Here is an 18,026-nt window from a genome sequence, read left to right on the forward strand (position 1 = left end):
CATGAATAACCGTACAGCTACGTACTCGTTTTTGCTCGGGACGGCTATCCTATTGTTTATGGCTACGATTGTGCTTAGCACATCGGTTTTATTTTTGTTCGGCGTATCCGTAACGGCAGCCAGCTTTTGGATTGGCTTGGTTGCCACTTTGGCTTCGCTGGGTGGCATGGTGTTTGTCTTCGTCCGCTCACGTCGCCGAGCGTGGTTTTTCTCCCTGTTGGCTGGACTGGCGATCGTGTCAGGCATCAGCTACTACATCAGTGCTAATACGTTCGATCTTTCTTTTGACGGACAAACCTATCATCAAGAAGCAATCGTGAAGCTAACCAACGGCTGGAATCCGGTTCATGACCAGCCCATCCTCAAGCCTTCTGGATCTAAAGAAGTGGAGGAAATGGATAATAAAGAGGTTCTCTCGGCCTTCCACCTTTGGATCAATCATTACGCCAAAGGCCCTTGGATGCTCGATTCCGTCATGTATAAACTGACTGGTCAGATCGAGGTTAGCAAGATTTTTAACCTGTTGTTGATTGCATCGTCCTTCTTTCTGGCACTCGCTGCCATCGGAACCGCTTTCCCAGAGAAAAATGGGGCGGCGATTGCCTTCGCGCTGCTTGCGGCGTTCAACCCGGCAGTCATCACGCAATCTACTTCCTTCTATATTGACGGACAGCTTGGCTCGCTCGTGCTCATCATCTGCGCTCTCGGCTATCTGCTGTACAAGCGCTACCATGTCTGGACGCTGTTGGCGCTATGCGCAGCGCTCATGCTACTGGCGCAGATCAAGTTCACGGCATTGGGGTACGCTGGATTGCTCGGATTGGCTATTCTCGTGTTCTTCTTTTTCTACGATCGCCGTCAGCACATCAAGAGCATGCTCGTGTGGCTTTCGATTAGTTTGATTATCACGGTAGGGGTCGTCGGGTACAATCCGTATGTCACTAACACACTTTCCAAGGGACATCCGTTTTATCCGTTGGCAGGCAAGGGTGCCGTTGATATCATGACCTCGAACAGCCCGCATGGTTTCAAGGAGAATACGAGCATAGAGAACCTGACCTTGTCGCTTTTCTCCAAATCGGAGAACATTGCAACACCCAATAGTCCTACACTGAAAGTGCCGTTTACGGTCACCATGAAGGAGCTCGCCGTGTTCTACTCTCCTGACGTACGAGTAGCCGGATTCGGCCCGCTTTTTGGAGGAGCAGTAATTGTCACATGCCTGATTCTCGTCGCCTTGCTTTTGGGGACCCATCGAAAAAAAGCGGCACCTTTCTTCTGGATCAGTCTGGGGCTCTTTGTAACTGTACTCATTAACCCGGAAAGCTGGTGGGCGCGCTATGTTCCACAGCTTTGGTTGATTCCGCTCCTGATTGCGCTGGCTGTCTGGGATATCCAGAAGGGCTTTTTCCGCCATGCAGGCAAAGTCTTGATCGTCGTTTTACTCGCCAATATGGTGATGGTAAATGCTTCTCATATCATTGGACAGTCTGGGGCCAATGCATTAGTTAAAAAGCAGCTGGAAGAAATCAAGACAAGCAACAAAACGGTGGTCGTAGACTTCCATCATTTCAATGCGGTGAAAGTACGTCTGCAAGAAGCTGGCATTCCTTTCGTCGAACAAAAGCTGGATCAAGGCGAAGATGTCAAAGGTTTTATGACTACGCGTGCCGTTTATCTCTTGAAATAAAAGACTCTATTAATCAAAAACATGTCATTTATAAGGGGCGTCTCAAGGTCGGGGAATCGACTTTTGAGACAGCCCCCTTTTCATTTCTAGGGGTGCGTGTTTAGTGAATGAGATGCCAATTTGTAAACTGTAAAAATTTTCATAATGAATCTTGGAAAACTATGGTAGAGTTTACTTGTATTGATTATCCAGAAGGGAGTGTGCATCATGCCTGTTGAAACATTCAAAGCAACTGCACATTTACAGAAGGGAATGGTTGTGAAGGCCAGTTCCAGAAATTTTGAGATAACCATCGATGAACCGAAAAGCCTGGGAGGAACGGATACCGGCATGAACCCTGTTGAACTGGTACTCTCCGCATTAGGCGCATGCCAATCGATCGTTGCCAGAGCATATGCCAGGAAGTTTCAAGTTCAACTCGACGATTTTTGGGTGGAAGTCGAAGGCGATCTCGATACAGATGGCTTCATGAACAAATCTGATGTTCGCCGCGGGTATTCTGAAATCCGATATACCTTTCATATCAAAACTGACGCTTCTAGAGAGCAAGTAGAGTCTTTTGTGGAATTTTTGGAACAGACATGCCCTGTTGGCGATACGATCGCGAATCCTGTCACTCTTAAATTAAATGGTATTGTTATTGAAAAACCGAGCGAGTTAAAGGCGAATGATTAAAATGAAATAAGGCTCCCCAATTGGGAGCCTTTCTTGTCTTTTTGATGTTTACATGAACCCAAAGTAAATAACTGCTGCCAGCACCAGGCGATAAATCGCAAAAGGTGTCAGCTTGATACGGTTAATCAGCTTCAAGAAGAAACGGATCGACAGAAGCGCGAACACAAACGCGCTAATAAAACCGACGACGAAAAACGGAATGCTGTCCATCGTAATCGCATCCCAACGCTTCAACAGCGACAAAAAGCTCGCGCCCGCCATGATCGGCACAGCCATAATAAACGTGAAATCAGCCGCCGCACGATGGCTCATGCCCAACAGTACGCCCCCCGAGATCGTGGAACCCGAACGGGAAAAGCCAGGCCACAGGGAGAAGCACTGAATGAGTCCGACCAGCAAGGCATGCTTGTACGTAATTTGATCAACCGATTCGATCTTGGCACGCCTTGGTCGGAACCAATCCGCAGCCAGCATGAGCAGAGCGCCCAGCACCAGACCAATTACCACGGTCTTCGTGGAGAACAAATACTCATCGATGTAGTCGTCAAACAGAACACCCAGAATCCCCGCTGGAATCAAACCGACAATGACCGTAGCCAAATTCAGTCGAGGTCCTGCCGGAATCTCACTCTTACCCGCCAGCTTTTTCAAGCCAAGCAAGCTCATGAAGCGATCCCACATCACAACGACAACAGCCAAAATCGAGCCGAGCTGAATGACAATCTTGAAGGTGTTCGCCACTTCTGGTGAAAACAAATCTTTCGTTTGGAACAAAAAGTCATCCACGATGATCATGTGACCCGTAGAGGAGACTGGAGCAAACTCAGTCAGTCCTTCTACCAACCCCAGCATGATCGCGACAAAAGCTTCCCAGAGACTCAAAAATTTCACGCTCCTATGAATAATGTCCAAAATCATATGTAGCAGCCGCCCTGTAAAAGAGCAGACTACCGCTTCTAGCATTATAACGTTCATCTCTGGTACAAAGTTACACCATGATAGAAAAACATTCTAGCAAATCCCGGATGGGTTGTGCCCACAGTGATAACCATCATGCTTTTCCTGATTTATTTTTAACTCTGCAAGATGTGAATCGAAAAGCCGCGTAGGAAGAAGCGAATTTCCAGTCCAAGCGCCTCTGGAGCCCGCCCCAGCGTAGGAATAAATGGAGGGGAATTTCAGCTTTTATTACATACAAAAACGCAATTGCGTTTTCTGGTTTGAAGCGCTCCCTCCATTTATTCCGAAGCGGACAGTGAATCCCCCCTTGCAGGGCGTAGGCTGAAGCGTAGACTGGAAATTCGCTTCTTCCCCCCACTAGAGCCCCTACCGATTCACATATTGCAACGTCCCTTCCCCCATGTCACCAAGTCGCCAAAGCGCGATTTTCTCAATGCCCGCCTTCTTTGCGACCGAGATCCATTGAGACAGTGTCTCTTCATCCGCATACCAGACTGTGTGCTTTTTGCCGTCTTCATCGATATAGTCAAAGTACAAACTTCCGCTCGCTTTATCCCGCTTTGGCGGCTCGATACTCGAGATGGCAAGGTCTGCTGCCTGCTTTTCCGTCACAGCCGTCACTTTTCCATCACTAGCCCAGTCAAATCCGCCTACAGATAGGGCCATGACCTTGTCACCCGGCACTTTTTGCATGCGATGGGCAAGCTCCTCGATAAATTCATGATCGGCTTTGGGGCCTGGCTCTGTATTCGTACCGTACAAATTATAAGCCATCATGACGTAAGTAGGGCCCTTTGGCAATGCCAAGTCTTCAATCGGAGCGCGCGGCTCCAATACGATGCGAAGCGACTTGCCCTCCTGCTCCATATGCTGATACAAGGTATGGATAAATGTAAGGAAGTTGTCCCAGTCTTTCTTGTCAATTCTCTCATAATCGATTTCCAAACCATGAAAGCCATTCTGGATCACGGCATTCTTGATCTCCATAATGTGCTTGGTTCGGCTAGCATCTGTCGCCATGAGCCGGCTGACAATCGACGGGTCCTTTTGAACCTGCGTACCATCACTGTTCAGACGATCATTCACAATGGTCAAATCGAGATCGACATAGCTGCCCTGCTTCGAGGCTTCCTTGATCGCAGGCATCGCCTTGGTCATGCGGTCAGTAAAATGCAGCTTGTCGTTTTCATCAAAATACGCCGCGAAGACTTGTACACTTGACAAGCCATCCGTCATCCTACGGAAATCCTCCAATCCGGATTCCCACTGCCAGTCTACCACCCATGCAGACAATTCCGTCGTGTCGTTGGCTGCACCTACACTCTCCAAGCTCTCGGTATCATTCCATTTCATCATGTACCATAAGAGGGCTACACACACTACTATCAGTAGAGTAGTCAATATGATCGATCGTTTCTTGATGTTTGACACCTTACACTGATCCCCCTTGTTTCGGATTTAAAAGGTGTCGATGACCCAGTCCATTGTGGCAGAAAAAGCTTTCTTGATCGAACTGACGACTCCTGCAAGCCCTGTCTGCACGTTACTGAACAGCATCTGCTGCTCACCATTTGGTTGCTCCAGGGACCCAATCTGTACGTCCGCAAACACCCCGTCATAAATGTCGTCCTTTTTGTTCACTTCACTATAGGCCGCTTCAAACGCGACACCGCCGCTGCTAATGCTTGGGTCGATCTGTTGCTTATCCAAGAGTGGTGTCTTGTCCACGGAAACACTGAGACGGTCACCTTGTACAGTAATTTCAAATGGACGCGTATTTTTAATGTTGATCGGGTATTTTTCCAGCTCGGGAGCACCAGACTCGCCCTGCTCTCTCGTATAAACAGAGGCACGGTCGAAGGTCAAATCCTCAGGATTCCAAATCACTTGGCTCAATTCCGTCTTGAAAAGCTCCTGAACTTCGCCTTTTTCCTTCTTCTGCTCGACGCGCAGCTCATTATCATGCAAGACGACCCGTACGAAACTACCTTTTTCCCGATCATAGCGCAAATAAATGGACTGCTTGCCGATCACATTCCCTTCCAGTTTGGCAGAAAGCTTGATATCTTTCTGGCTGTCGCTGTTTTTTAAATATAACATGCCAGAGCCCGCAGCTGGAGAGGTCAATACGATCTGATCCTCCATAAATTGTGCGGCACCACTGAGACGGTCCCACTCTTTGGACTGTTCTTCATCGCCGCGAACGAAGCGAATCTTCTCGTCGGTGTCTTTTTGGATGCGCATCAACAAATGATTCGTGTACCAGTAAGGTTCTGGCTGCACGCGGGTCAGGTTGTACAGATCGCCCTCGCTGTCGTTGTAGGCGGTTCCTTCCCGGTTAAAGTGCATCGTAAAATACTTTTTGATATTCGCGTCGTTCGCATCTGCTACTAAGCGATTCATTCCGCCATACAAGGTGTTCGCATGCATGATCATATAGGCTCCCGGGACAAAGCCCAATTGCTCCATATACGTATCATTCATTAGCTTGTAGTCTTCGTTCATTCTCGCTTCCATCTTGCTTCTGTCTTCAATCGGGATCATATTGCTGTCACGGATAAAGTCCATCAAGTAGTGGTTATAGTAGCCCACCTTTGTCTTATTCGATAATTCACTCTCATCTTTCACCCCGATGAAATTACCCTGATCATCAAACACATTGATATACGTCAACCGATAGCCGTTGGAACCGAGCTCCCAGAAGCCATTTTCCATCATTTTTTTCATGTCCTCGGGCTGGAGAAACTTATTTTCGCTATTCCCCATCTTGTTTCCGTAAGACAATGCCGTTGCTTTGAAGTTGTACTTCTCCAACAACGGCTGGGCAAACAAGCTCGAATCGTTGCGACCATCTTCAAAGGCCAAGAACAGGGCCTTCTCAGGAAGTGGCTTTTTCCCCTTGTAAAAGTCCAAAACATCCTGCTGCGAGATGGTTTGATAGCCTTGATCGTAAAGCGCCTGAAGCTGCTCATCCAATTGCTTCTTGGCTACCAGCTTCGGTGTACCTGAACGGCCTACGCCAAAATAGGAGATGGCGATAAAGCCATTTTCATTCGTCCAGTTCGCCTTATTCGGTTCCTCGTACTTCTTCCAATCAAATACGGCATTGAATAGCATGACACCCAAGACGACTAAGATAGCGACCTGGATCAGTGTCTTGATGAATTTATTGCGATCTTTTTTCCGATAGTCCAAGACATCGCTCGTCGTTTTCCCCATAACTCCTGACACCCTCACTCCCTTTTTCTTTCGCGCATCTCATTAAAAAGGCAGTCCAAAGCCTTTTTTGTTCTTCTTTCGGGCTTCTTTTTTCAATCTCGCTTCGACGTCCTGCGGCGTTTCTCGCGTACCCCAAGTGGATTTCCAGAATGTTACCCAAGCCACAGGCATCTGCCACAACAGCACCAGCTCATAAAACACACAAAAGACAATCCCGAAAATCCACAGCTTGCTTCTGCGGAAAAACAGATGGGCCAAGCTCATTAAGAGCGCCATCAACAGCAAGCCCATTAAAAACGTACCCGGGAAAATGTGATGAACGAGCGGAACGTATACGAGGTTGTACAGTACGATGACGGGAGCAGCGATAGGAACAATCAGACCGATATAAAAGAAGATCGCCATAAAAGGCTCCTTGCGCCAAATAAAGCCGCTGGCACGCAAGGATTCCCTCAACCACGAACGCTTCCAGCGCATCTGCTGCTTCAAAAATACGTTCATGTCTGAGGGTACAATCGTCGAGCAAATCGCAGAATCCTGATAGCCTGTCCGATGTGTTTGCAAAATGAAGTTGGTCATGCTTCGGTCATCGCCAAAAGTGGCGGGCTGCCCGAGAAACTTTTGATTCAGCCATGCTTCGGAATGCTGCAAAATCAATTCCTTGCGATAGCAAGACAACGGCCCAGACAAGCAGGTCACACTGTCAAACCACGACTCTGCCGCCTTCATTATGCGAAAAGCAATGTAGTAACGAACCGTTTGTAGCTTGGTGATCGCATTGGTGAACTTGTTTTCCACATCCGTACGCCCCGCGATACCACCCATTTTCGGGTCTTGGAAAGGCTGTACGAGGTTGCGGATCGCAGTCGGTTCCAAAAAGCTGTCCGAATCAACGAAAACAACCAAATCGTGCTTTGCCATTTCCACACCTTTTACCAAAGCGACCCGTTTCCCACCGTTTTCAGGAAGAATGTGCATCTTTACGCGTTCGCGGGTCATATAGCGCTCGGCCTCGTTATGAATCATGTCGATGACCTTTTGAATTTCTTCTGCTGATCTGTCCGTCGAACGGTCGTCTACCACGATGACCTCCAGCTTATCAATCGGGTAGTTCTGATTGACACAACTCAAAATCGTCCGGTGAATCCACTGCTCTTCGTTAAAGCACGGAATAATGATGCTCACGCCTGGTGTATAGTCCGGATTGACGGGTACCTCGCGATAAAGAGCACCGAATAAATACCGTGTCAGCAAAAAGGCAGCAGCAATCAAGCTGTACAAATACAAGTAGATGTTGTATTTGAAATAAATCACGCTCTCCGCGCGCATAAGCACGATAAACGCCGCAGCGACAAACAGGGAAGCACTTGCGATATAAATCGCATATCCCCAGCGCTTTTTACGAAAATACTCAGTCAGTGGTTTGGAAAACTCGAAGGCGAGCATGAACTTCTGACGCCCGTCCTCTTCCTGCGTAAACCGGCGAACGACAGTTGCATCCAGCTTCACGGTTGACTCATAGCCTTCTGGCATCGTACCTGGCGGGATCGTGCAATGGATCATAAACACTTGTCCCACCTGGATGTCTTCCATCTCCGCATCTAGTTCAACTAAAAGTCCAGTTGATGAAATGTCGACAGCTCTGGCCCTGATCCCATCCTTGACCCGCTGTTTCTTGGTCAATAGCGTCACCGGGAAATCCGCCATGTAGCGCAGACTCAGCAGCCGAATGCGATTCAAGTATTCCGGGTCCTTCAGGTTTCCTGGCTCATTCGTATCCCTAGCACCGCGGCGGTCTACCTGGACACGAATTTTCTCTGGGTCTGGCACATTCGATAGCACGCGCCTCTCCGTTTTGGAAACCGTCAGTACTTCTTCGATTTTCTCTTTCTTTTTTGGCTTTATTTTCTCTATCAACTGTTTCATCACTGTCGCTCTCTCCCCTCCACTGCCTACAAGCTCCAGTAATGAAATCCATTGTTTTCAAAGTCAGCTTTGGAATAGGTCTCTTTAATATCAATCATGATTTTTACTTCACTCTTGCTGTACATCGCGGCAAAATCAGCGACTTCCATCTGGGCAAAGGCAGCATGCGGTACCGCTACAACTACAATATCCAAGTCATGGAGAGTCCCCATCTCTGACACTTCGATGCCATATTCCTCGTATGCCTCCCGCGGATTCACCATCGGGTCTACGATCAGTGGGTTGATCCCGTACTCCTTCAGTTCTTCAATAATATCCGTCACCTTGGTATTTCTGATATCCGCGCAGTCCTCTTTGTAGGACAGTCCGAGTATGCCAATCCGTACATTCTTGAGATCGAGCTTCGAACGAACAGCCATTTTGATGATTTGCTGGGCGACATATTTACCCATGCCATCGTTAATATGTCTAGCTGCCAAAATGATGCGGGAGCGATAGCCGCTGTCTTCTGCTTTGTACGTTAAATAGTAAGGGTCGATACCAATGCAATGACCGCCGACCAAGCCCGGTGAAAAAGAAAGGAAATTCCACTTGGTTCCTGCCGCTTGCAATACTGCCTTCGTCGGAATATCCATCTGATTGAACAGCATCGCCAGCTCATTCATAAACGCAATATTGACATCCCGTTGAGCATTTTCAATCACTTTTGCCGCTTCCGCTACCTTGATGCTTTCTGCTCGATAAACGCCTGCCTTGATCACGAGCTCGTAGACGCTTGCCACGATTCCCAGCGTTTCTTCATCCATCCCTGATACGATCTTGACGATGTTTTCCAAACGGTTTACCTTGTCTCCCGGGTTGATGCGTTCGGGTGAATAGCCGATCTTGAAGTCTACTCCACAGCGCAAGCCCGACTCCGCCTCAAGGATCGGCAAGCATACGTCTTCAGTTGCCCCCGGATAAACCGTCGATTCAAATACGACGATTGACCCTTTTCTCAACTGTCTGCCAACCATGCGAGATGCACTTTCTACATACTTCAGGTCGGGAACATTTCCGCTTTTGATCGGAGTAGGCACTGCCACGATAAAAAATCGCGCTTCCTGCAATCTATTTTCATCTGACGTGAATTCAATCGCTGCATCACTCGTCAGCTCCTGATCCACGTCAGCATCATGAAAGTTTCCGTTCTGATAGGCTGCTACTTTTTCTTTGTTTACATCAAATCCGATCACAGCAGCACGTTTGGATAGTGCCATCGCAATCGGCAAGCCTACGTACCCAAGACCAACGACGGCAATTTTTTCTTTCCTCTCCACAATCCCTTCGTACAAATTCATGAGCACTGGCTCCCTCTCCCTGTTGTATTTTGGCTTTATTGGCCAAACATCTCTGTCATGGGTACAAGCGCGAATCCTTTGCTTCTAAGCTGGTCAATTGCGATAGGTAGCGCCTCTATTGTGTGAATATCATCGAGCATATGCAGCAGAATCACGCTTCCGCTCCGTGTCTGCTCCATAATGGCTTTGACGATATCGTCCGCATTCCGTTTCTTGTCGTAATCGGTTGGTGTCACATCATAAATCGTAATATCTTTGTAGCCCGTTGCCGCAACCGCCTTTAGTGTCTGTTCGTCGAACGCCCCTGTTGGCGGTCTGAAATACATCGTCGGCTTCTGCTGAATCGCTTCGGTAATGACCTGATGGGCTTTGACAATCTCTTTTTGCAATTCTTCCGGCGCAATTTTGGTATTCACCGGATGAGAATAAGTGTGGTTAGCTACATCGTGTCCCGCTTCCGCAATCGCTCTCGCCAGGTTTGGATTTCGCTCTACACCATCTGCTCGCAAGAAAAACGAAGCCTTTACGCCTTTTTTGTCCAGGATATCGAGAATCTTCGTTACCGTTTGATCCGTACCCCAATCATCAAAGGACAGGGCGACCAGCTTTTTGTCGGTTTCTTTTCGATAGATGAGATTGGGCTTGGCCGTGTCATATGCCTTATTCATTTTCGCTGCATCAAAACCAGCAATCTCCTGGAGTGGCTTTCGCTCCTTGCCCTGTGCAATCAGCTCATGTAGTGGGACGATTCTGTAACCGACATCGGTGGCAGCCTCAGCGAGTAGCCGGATGTTTTCTACTACAGACTTGTTTTCTTCGGTATCCATCGCAATGATGCCACCGCGATTCATATATTTTCGTAAATAGCGGCTTTTTTGCTCCTCCGTCTCTTTTTGCCAATTGTGCAGAAACAGACTGGAGGACACGACTGCTTCTTGTCCATTATGAGCAGCTACCAAACGCAGATCGTCGTTGTAATCGCCCGACTTCGTTCTGATATAGCGTGGAGTTTTGTCTGTTTCTCGTTTAATGACATCATTGGTCAATTTGATATCTTCGTACATTTTCTCGTAGGATTGACCCTGCAAATCCGACTGGTTCAACGTGTTGTTTTCGATCTCATGGCCTCTGGCAATAATCTCTCGCGCAATGTCTGGCTCCTCGGCTACCCTCATGCCTGGCAAGAAAAAAGAAGCCTTGATGTGGTACTTGTCCAGTTCATCCAGCAGTCTTTTCATCGTTTCTTTATCTGCCATGCCATTAAAAGTAAGAGCAAGCTGTCTTTGCGTCGTGTAGACCATGGACACTGCCTTGCTCTTTTCCCCTTGGTAACGCTCGATTTTTTCTGGTTTGACTGGCTGTGGGCTGTCATCTGCACTGCTGTCGTTCCTCTGAGACGGTGAACAGCCTGCCAACAATGCCACTATCGCTACAAGTGAGATCCAGTGGAATAAACGGAAGCCACTGACCCCTTTATTATGACTAATCATGATAGTCCCCTTTTCGTGTAAGAAATGCCCTTTACGCATAAAAAAACGACTATTTCATCTGCGTAACAAGTAAAGTGTAAACAAACACTTTTTGCACAGAAATGAACATAGTCTGCCTCTACACGCTAGCCTAACATAACCACCTATGCCTAACAACCATATGAAGCGGTTTCATTTATGACAATTTGTGCTTTGGTTGTGTATCGCTTTCAGGAGGCTACTTTCAAAAAAAAGACGAGCCACATTGGACTCGTCTTTCACCTGCTACAGCTTGATCGCGATTAATTTTAGTTCGGTCATTTCCTCGACGGCATACTTGATGCCTTCACGGCCAAAACCGCTGTCTTTTACACCGCCATATGGCATGTTATCCACGCGGAACGTCGGAATGTCGTTGATCATCACGCCTCCGACCTCCAGCTCTTCAGCTGCCCGCATAGCCGCGTGAATGTCACTCGTATAGATGCCTGCCTGCAAGCCGAATCGAGAGTCATTTACTGCCTCAATCGCTTCGTCCATCGTCTCAAACGGTGTAACGACTACGATTGGACCGAATACCTCTTGGCAAGAGACGGCAACATGTGCGCCCACATTCGTCAGAATCGTAGGAGCAAAGAGGTTTTCACTGACAGGCATCCCGCCAGTAACTACATGTGCGCCTGCTTCTACTGCTTCCTGTACCCATGCTCCCATGCGTTCATGATCCTTGGCGGAGATCACAGAGGACATGTCTGTCTCTTCGCTCAACGGATCACCCAGCACGAGCTTTTCTGTGCCAGCCTTGAACTTCTCCAGGAACTCTTCGTACTTGCTCTGGTGAATATAGACACGTTGCAGAGAGATGCACACTTGACCGCTAAAGGAGAAAGCACCCGTCACGCAACGATCAATCAACGCTTGTGTGATTTCTACGTTGTGGTCGATGATCACCGCGGAATTGGAGCCCAGCTCCAAGGTCACGCGCTTTAGTCCCGCTTTGTTTTTCATGGCGATTCCAACCGCAGGGCTTCCTGTAAAGGTGATCGCGGCAATTCGGCTGTCACTGACCAGCTTTTCACCTACGACTGCTCCTTTTCCAGGCAAAATATTGAGCCCTCCTGCTGGCAAACCCGCCTCTGCGAAAATATCGGCCAGGATCAGCGAGCTAAGCGGCGTCTGACTCGCTGGCTTCAACACGACAGTATTTCCTGCGGCAATGGCAGGCCCGACCTTGTGTGCTACAAGATTGAATGGAAAGTTAAAAGGCGTGATCGCGCCTACCACACCGATAGGCTTGCGCACGGTAAAAGCGAGACGTCCTTCGCCGCCCGGTGCAGCATCGAGCGGCACCGTCTCACCGTGAATGCGCTTCGCTTCTTCTGCTGCGAACTTGTAGGTCTGGATCGTCCGAGCGATTTCTACACGACCCGTGCGCAGTGGCTTGGCTGCTTCCTGTGCGAGGATGACCGCCAGTTCCTCCTTGCGTGCTTCCATAATCGCAACTGCACCCTCCAGTATCAAAGCGCGCTGACTGGCTGGCATTTTCGCCATGACTTTGGCTGCTGCTTTGGCCGCCTTGATTGCCTCATCGACGTCATGATCGTCTGCCTGAGCGATTTCAGCCAGCAGCTCCCCAGAATACGGAGAGTAGAGCGGCACGTATTCTTTTGCTTCTTTCCATTGTCCGTTGATGTAGAGATGCTTTTTCATGAGTATGGAGAACCCCCCTCGGGCGTTTTAGTTCGTAACGTATTGGCTCTTTAGAACATCCGTCATAATGTCCAGCGCCTCTTCCAGTTGCTCGTCTGTAATGACCAATGGAGACAGGAAGCGCAGCACGTTGCTATGGACGCCAGCAGAAAGCACCATGACGCCAGACTCGCAGCAGCCTTTGGTCAAGCCAGCAACGAGTTCTTTCGCTGGTTGTTTGGTGGTTGGATCGATAAATTCTACGGCGCACATCGCCCCCAGCCCGCGCACCTCTGCGATCACAGGGAACTCTTTTTGCAACGCGTGGAAATGCTCCTTGATCTGGTCGCCGATCACCTGTGCACGACCAGACAAGTCTTCGCGCTCCATTTTCTCAATGACCGCCAACGCCGCTACGCAGCCAAGCGGGCTTCCTCCATAGGTACCGCCGATCTCTCCTGGATTTGGCGCGTCCATGATTTCTGCGCGACCCGTAACCGCAGAGATGGGCAAGCCTGCCGCGATTGATTTGGACATGGTGATGATATCTGGCTCGATACCAAATTGGGTAGACGCAAACATAGTGCCTGTACGTCCGAAGCCTGTTTGAATCTCATCGGAAATGAATAGGATTTGATGCTTTTTACAAATGTTATAGACACCTTGCACGAAGGACACAGGTGGAACGATAAAGCCGCCTTCGCCCTGAATCGGTTCCATAATCACGGCAGCCACTTCTTCTGGTGCGACTTCAGTCAGGAGGAAGTCCTCGAACTGACGCACGCAGAATTGCGCGTACTCATCATCTGTCATGGATTCCGGCTTGTTCAGTGGATACGGGAACTGCGCTTTATACGTAGCTGGTGCGAATGGGCCCATCTGGAATTTGTACGGCTTCACTTTGGAAGTCAGTGACATGCCCAGGAGCGTACGACCATGGAAGCCGCGGCTAAAGGAAATGATGCCTGGGCGTCCTGTGTATTTGCGAGCGATTTTCACCGCGTTCTCTACTGCTTCTGCCCCGCTGTTTGCGAGCATCGTCTTCTTTTCAAAGCTGCCTGGCGTGATTTGCGTCAGCTTCTCAGCCAAAGCCACATATGGCTCATACATGCCTACATGGAAGCAAGGATGGATGTATTTGTCCAGCTGCGCTTTTAGTGCCTCAACTACTTCTGGCGGGCAATGTCCTGCATTTAGTGTACCGATCGCTCCGGCAAAATCGATGTACGTATTGCCATCTACATCCGTAACCAATGCACCTGAAGCTGACTCTACAAAAACAGGGGTATTGTTGCCGACACCTTTTGGAACGAACTGCTTTCTTTTCTCAATCAGGGCCGCTCCCTTTGGACCTGGCACACCAGCAGCTACGTTTACAAATTGACGTTGTTTGGACATATCGTTTCCTCTCCTCATTCGAGATGGTATTGGTTTGGTTGCTTGTTAAACTCAACCACGATATGTAGCAATACCTGTGCCAAACGCCGGAGCTTGATGAATTCGCGTTTCCGGCGCCCCAGTTCTATCTAATTATTCATTTTTGAATCAAAAACCTCAGAATGTCCGATTCATTTTTGAATAAACTATTCATTTTTGAATCACCTGGAACGAATCCGATATTTTTGCAGCTTCCGCACGACAGATGGCTGGCTAATGCCGAGAAACTCCGCGATTTCTCCCGTTGTCCGGCAGTGCTCGGATGCATAGCGCAGCCATTTTTCCTCTACCTGCTCCAGCGCTTCCCGAAGCGACATCTTGGAAGTGGCCAGACTCGGCTCCATAGCTGTCTGTTCTTCCCCTGCCATCCTGATTTCCGCAGGCAGATGCAGAGAAGTGATTACATCTTCGTCCGCTGTGACCACCATTCTCTCCAAGACGTTCTCCAGCTCGCGCACATTGCCAGGCCACTCGTACTGCATCAAGGCATGCGTCACCGCAGGGTCCAGACGCTTATTCATTCCGTATCGTTCATTGAGCGAGCGGACGACGCGCTTCAGGAGAGCCGCAATATCCTCAGGCCGATTTCGTAACGGCGGGACGTGGATCGGGACAACGTTCAGGCGAAAATACAGGTCCTGCCGGAACTTCCCTTCCTTCACCATCTTCTCCAAATCGCGATTGGTGGCGGCGATCAGACGAAAATCCACGTCGCGGTACTGTGTGCTCCCAACGCGTTGCAACCGTTTTTCTTGAATCACCTTCAGCAGCTTGGCCTGCAAGGTCAGCGGCAGCTCCCCCAGCTCGTCCAAGAGGAGAGTCCCCTGGTTCGCCATCTCGATAATCCCTTGCTTCCCATGCTTGGCGGCTCCTGTAAACGAACCAGCCTCATAGCCAAACAGCTCGGATTCCAGCAAGCCCTCCGGGATCGAGCCACAGTTGATCTCCACGAATTGCCCACCCGCACGACGGCTATTGCGATGAATTTCTTTTGCGATCACGTTTTTCCCTACACCCGATTCTCCGAGTATCAGGACAGTCGAATCGACAGCCGCGACTTTTTTGATGAGACGATCAATGGCTTGCATCGGCTGACTCACTGCCACGAAGCCCTCCTGGTGCTTTTCGCGCAGCTCCTCAATCTCGGTTTCAAACTGCTTGAGCTGCTCTGTCAGACCCTCGTAGCGCCGTTTCAATTCCATAATTTCCGTCAGGTCATGTGAATAGCTGATGATCGAATGCATGCTGCCATCCTCGTTCCAGACGGGAAACGCCGTCACCATCAGCTTTCGGCCTCCGGGTATTTCCTGCATGATCGTCTGCTGTGTCTTGGCATCCATGACTTTTCGGGTGACAGAAGGAGAAAAAACCTTCCTATTTTCCAGTTCGATGACGTTTTTGCCAAAAAGCTCTTCCTTCCCGATGCCGTACATCTCATAGGACGAATCGCCAACCAGCCGGATGTAGCCCTCAGGGTCCGTGATTAACAAATGATCGCGCGACGTTTCAATAATGGCCTCCAATACGCGGCTCATCCACTTCTCCGTGCTCTCTTCTCTCTTCATCTCTTCGCCGCCTCTCACACGCCATTGTGTCCGATCTTTGTTTATTTTTTCATTATAGAAAACAACAAGAACAACGACAACATATGAAAAATATGTAAAAATAACGATAACAACAGCCTTGCGAGATGGAAAGGATGGTAGAAATGACGCCCACAGTCGGAGACATCTACTGTGTTTTTGTCGAGAAGCTGCAAAAGTATACAGCTTGTCAGGTCACATCGGTAGAAGAACCTGGCTCGAGTAAAGCCAATTCACTCATCAGTATCCTCGAGCTGGACTGGAGCAGCGACACGTTGCCTGATGAATCGGAGCTGCACCAGATGAGGCCCTTATATTGCGACTACTTCTTCTGGAACAACAAGCTCGATCACATCTATGTTGATCCAGTGGTGCCCAAAGGCTACATAAAAGTAGGGAATGTACCGCCTCTCGTGACAGAAGAGACAAGGAGTTACGGCAGTTGGGATGTCGGAGGGAGCCTTTACCGTCAACATAAATGGAATCAAATTCCCAAGGAGCGTCGCCAGCACTTCAAACAAGCTGCAAATGATGACACGATGATTTCACTAGGCGGCAAAAACTTGGGCCGATCAATCAACATCATTCATGCTGACATCCTGCAAAGCCTGACAGACATCTCTGAATTGGAAAAGCTCCCTTGCCTGACACGCATCTATGCAGAGGAGCCCACCGATTCCTTACTTGCCTTCGTCAAAAGCAATCCGTTTATTCTGGAGCTTCACCTGGAAAAAGCCAATGGCTCCTCTCTTGATCTGACAGGAAGCCATCTTAGTAAATTCTCTCTCCAAAACGCGGACGGGCTGGAGTCCCTGCATCTGAACGATGGTTTAAGAGAGCTCATACTGGACAAGGCCATTTCATCAAGCCTGTTCATAGAGGCCGAGCAGAATGGGTATTGGCTAACCGCCTCGTTCTCAGATTCGCTGCCGCTTCACCGCGGACTGGACCATCTAGGAGGACTCCATCTGCGTAATGTGACGGAGCTGGATTTGCAGCCACTCGTCCAGCGGTATCCCTCGCTCCAGGACATCCGTCTGTGGGGCAAGCCTGGAACCCTCAGCAATCTGGGCAGTATCAAGCATTTGAAGGAGCTACTGACGTTTACGACCTACGATCTGTTTGGCTTCTCAGGGGACGAGTTCCCTTCGCCAGATCAATGTCCCAAGCTCTCCTCGCTCTGGATGACAAGCCTCCCAGCAGAAGCGGCCAAGATCATTAAAGCCGCCTACAAAAAAGAAGTGAAAAATGGGCTGGATTTGTCCATCACCAAGCCGCGCAAGCCCGAATGGCTGGCCAATAATTTGACCAATCCGTTTCGCGATTGGGATGGCAGGGAGCACATCTCAACAACCAACGCCAACAAGGCTGCCAGTCTCTATAAAAAAATGAACACCGCGATTAGTGCGCTTGAAAAGCAGAGTAACGACAACGAGACGAATGCGGAAGAAATACAAACTGCTTTGTGTGCATTGGTCAAAGAGTATACAGAGACGTTAAACAAAATGGATCGCCGGACTGGCTTTATTGAAACAGTTGAGCGGGAAGAAATTTTCGTTGTGCTCGATGAGCTGCTTCAGTCGGCAAAACGGAATTTGGCTACTGCGGGTGTGAAAGTAGATGTGGACGAGCTGTTTGCTATTTTTGATCAGACGCGTGATTTTTGAGTGAGAAAAAAGACGCCGCCTCTCCTACAGGAAGGCGGCTTTTGGTGCTTAGGCATTCTTTTGGATTACCCACGTACTCATGCAACTGCGGGAATTAATCTTCTCAGCTCATTCGTGCGTTTTTGCCGGTTGTCAAATACCATTGCGATGTTTCTTCAATTCCACTTCTACCTTCGCAAGGAACGTATTTGGTTCGTACTTATCATAAAAAAAGCCATCCCTTAAAGGAATGGCTTCTTCATTCATTCAAAACTGGATCTGCATGATCAATTGCTAAATTTGTGGATAAGTCCTCGACCGATTAGTATTCGTCAGCTCCACGCGTTACCGCGCTTCCACACCGAACCTATCAACCTCATCGTCTATGAGGG

At 48.9% G+C, this 18,026-nt stretch carries 12 protein-coding genes and 1 rRNA gene; 3 read left to right on the forward strand and 10 right to left on the reverse strand.

Features of this window, described 5'->3' with window-relative positions; translation table 11 throughout:
* Position 1: 1 nt before the first annotated feature.
* Both ACFYU8_RS30320 and ACFYU8_RS30325 read left to right on the forward strand, forming a co-directional pair.
* Positions 2 to 1,690 carry a hypothetical protein gene (locus tag ACFYU8_RS30320; RefSeq protein WP_390306838.1) on the forward strand — a complete coding sequence of 563 codons (1,689 nt, stop codon included), beginning with the start codon at positions 2 to 4 and terminating at the stop codon, positions 1,688 to 1,690.
* Between the two features lie 207 nt (positions 1,691 to 1,897).
* Positions 1,898 to 2,365: an OsmC family protein gene (locus tag ACFYU8_RS30325; RefSeq protein WP_390306840.1), complete on the forward strand. Its 468-nt coding sequence runs from the start codon at positions 1,898 to 1,900 to the stop codon at positions 2,363 to 2,365.
* Positions 2,366 to 2,413: 48 nt separating this feature from the next.
* On the opposite strand, the gene ACFYU8_RS30330 is transcribed toward ACFYU8_RS30325, so the two are convergent.
* The 9 genes from ACFYU8_RS30330 to ACFYU8_RS30370 all read right to left on the reverse strand — a co-directional run bounded on the left by ACFYU8_RS30330 (position 2,414) and on the right by ACFYU8_RS30370 (position 15,970).
* Positions 2,414 to 3,247 (reverse strand): undecaprenyl-diphosphate phosphatase, encoded by an 834-nt coding sequence (locus ACFYU8_RS30330; RefSeq protein ID WP_390306842.1) that lies wholly within the window; start codon positions 3,245 to 3,247, stop codon positions 2,414 to 2,416.
* A gap of 444 nt (positions 3,248 to 3,691) precedes the next feature.
* Entirely contained in the window at positions 3,692 to 4,756 is a 1,065-nt protein-coding gene (locus ACFYU8_RS30335; RefSeq protein WP_390306844.1) for a glycosyl hydrolase family 18 protein, read from the reverse strand.
* 27 nt (positions 4,757 to 4,783) lie between these two features.
* Entirely contained in the window at positions 4,784 to 6,544 is a 1,761-nt protein-coding gene (locus ACFYU8_RS30340; RefSeq protein ID WP_390306846.1) for a polysaccharide deacetylase family protein, read from the reverse strand.
* A gap of 42 nt (positions 6,545 to 6,586) precedes the next feature.
* Positions 6,587 to 8,470 (reverse strand): glycosyltransferase, encoded by a 1,884-nt coding sequence (locus ACFYU8_RS30345; RefSeq protein WP_390306848.1) that lies wholly within the window; start codon positions 8,468 to 8,470, stop codon positions 6,587 to 6,589.
* A 26-nt stretch (positions 8,471 to 8,496) separates the two neighbouring features.
* Entirely contained in the window at positions 8,497 to 9,810 is a 1,314-nt protein-coding gene (locus ACFYU8_RS30350; protein WP_390306850.1) for a nucleotide sugar dehydrogenase, read from the reverse strand.
* Positions 9,811 to 9,845: 35 nt separating this feature from the next.
* Positions 9,846 to 11,300, reverse strand: coding sequence for a polysaccharide deacetylase family protein (locus tag ACFYU8_RS30355; RefSeq protein ID WP_390306852.1), 1,455 nt, complete (start codon positions 11,298 to 11,300; stop codon positions 9,846 to 9,848).
* Between the two features lie 264 nt (positions 11,301 to 11,564).
* Positions 11,565 to 12,989, reverse strand: a complete 1,425-nt coding sequence (locus ACFYU8_RS30360) for an aldehyde dehydrogenase family protein (RefSeq protein ID WP_390306854.1) — start codon at positions 12,987 to 12,989, stop codon at positions 11,565 to 11,567.
* Positions 12,990 to 13,016: 27 nt separating this feature from the next.
* On the reverse strand, positions 13,017 to 14,366 hold the full coding sequence (gene gabT, locus ACFYU8_RS30365) for a 4-aminobutyrate--2-oxoglutarate transaminase (protein ID WP_390306859.1): 1,350 nt from the start codon (positions 14,364 to 14,366) through the stop codon (positions 13,017 to 13,019).
* A gap of 200 nt (positions 14,367 to 14,566) precedes the next feature.
* Positions 14,567 to 15,970 carry a sigma-54 interaction domain-containing protein gene (locus ACFYU8_RS30370; RefSeq protein WP_390306861.1) on the reverse strand — a complete coding sequence of 468 codons (1,404 nt, stop codon included), beginning with the start codon at positions 15,968 to 15,970 and terminating at the stop codon, positions 14,567 to 14,569.
* Between the two features lie 143 nt (positions 15,971 to 16,113).
* Here ACFYU8_RS30370 and ACFYU8_RS30375 point away from each other — a divergent pair, with 143 nt between their 5' ends.
* Entirely contained in the window at positions 16,114 to 17,655 is a 1,542-nt protein-coding gene (locus tag ACFYU8_RS30375) for a hypothetical protein (protein ID WP_390306863.1), read from the forward strand.
* A gap of 281 nt (positions 17,656 to 17,936) precedes the next feature.
* Here ACFYU8_RS30375 and ACFYU8_RS30380 read toward each other — a convergent pair.
* Positions 17,937 to 18,026: ribosomal RNA gene (locus ACFYU8_RS30380) — 23S ribosomal RNA — on the reverse strand; the annotation flags it as partial.

Origin of the sequence: Brevibacillus sp. NPDC003359 (assembly GCF_042878995.1) — a bacterium.
Lineage (GTDB): Bacteria > Bacillota > Bacilli > Brevibacillales > Brevibacillaceae > Brevibacillus.

Bases quoted from the DNA above. Each gene is read 5' to 3' on its own strand.
- ACFYU8_RS30320 (WP_390306838.1), top strand. From the start codon at position 2: ATGAATAACCGTACAGCTACGTACTCGTTTTTGCTCGGGACGGCTATC.
- ACFYU8_RS30325 (WP_390306840.1), top strand. From the start codon at position 1,898: ATGCCTGTTGAAACATTCAAAGCAACTGCACATTTACAGAAGGGAATG.
- ACFYU8_RS30340 (WP_390306846.1), bottom strand. From the start codon at position 6,544: ATGGGGAAAACGACGAGCGATGTCTTGGACTATCGGAAAAAAGATCGC.
- ACFYU8_RS30345 (WP_390306848.1), bottom strand. From the start codon at position 8,470: ATGAAACAGTTGATAGAGAAAATAAAGCCAAAAAAGAAAGAGAAAATC.
- ACFYU8_RS30350 (WP_390306850.1), bottom strand. From the start codon at position 9,810: ATGAATTTGTACGAAGGGATTGTGGAGAGGAAAGAAAAAATTGCCGTC.
- ACFYU8_RS30355 (WP_390306852.1), bottom strand. From the start codon at position 11,300: ATGATTAGTCATAATAAAGGGGTCAGTGGCTTCCGTTTATTCCACTGG.
- ACFYU8_RS30360 (WP_390306854.1), bottom strand. From the start codon at position 12,989: ATGAAAAAGCATCTCTACATCAACGGACAATGGAAAGAAGCAAAAGAA.
- gabT (WP_390306859.1), bottom strand. From the start codon at position 14,366: ATGTCCAAACAACGTCAATTTGTAAACGTAGCTGCTGGTGTGCCAGGT.
- ACFYU8_RS30370 (WP_390306861.1), bottom strand. From the start codon at position 15,970: ATGAAGAGAGAAGAGAGCACGGAGAAGTGGATGAGCCGCGTATTGGAG.
- ACFYU8_RS30375 (WP_390306863.1), top strand. From the start codon at position 16,114: ATGACGCCCACAGTCGGAGACATCTACTGTGTTTTTGTCGAGAAGCTG.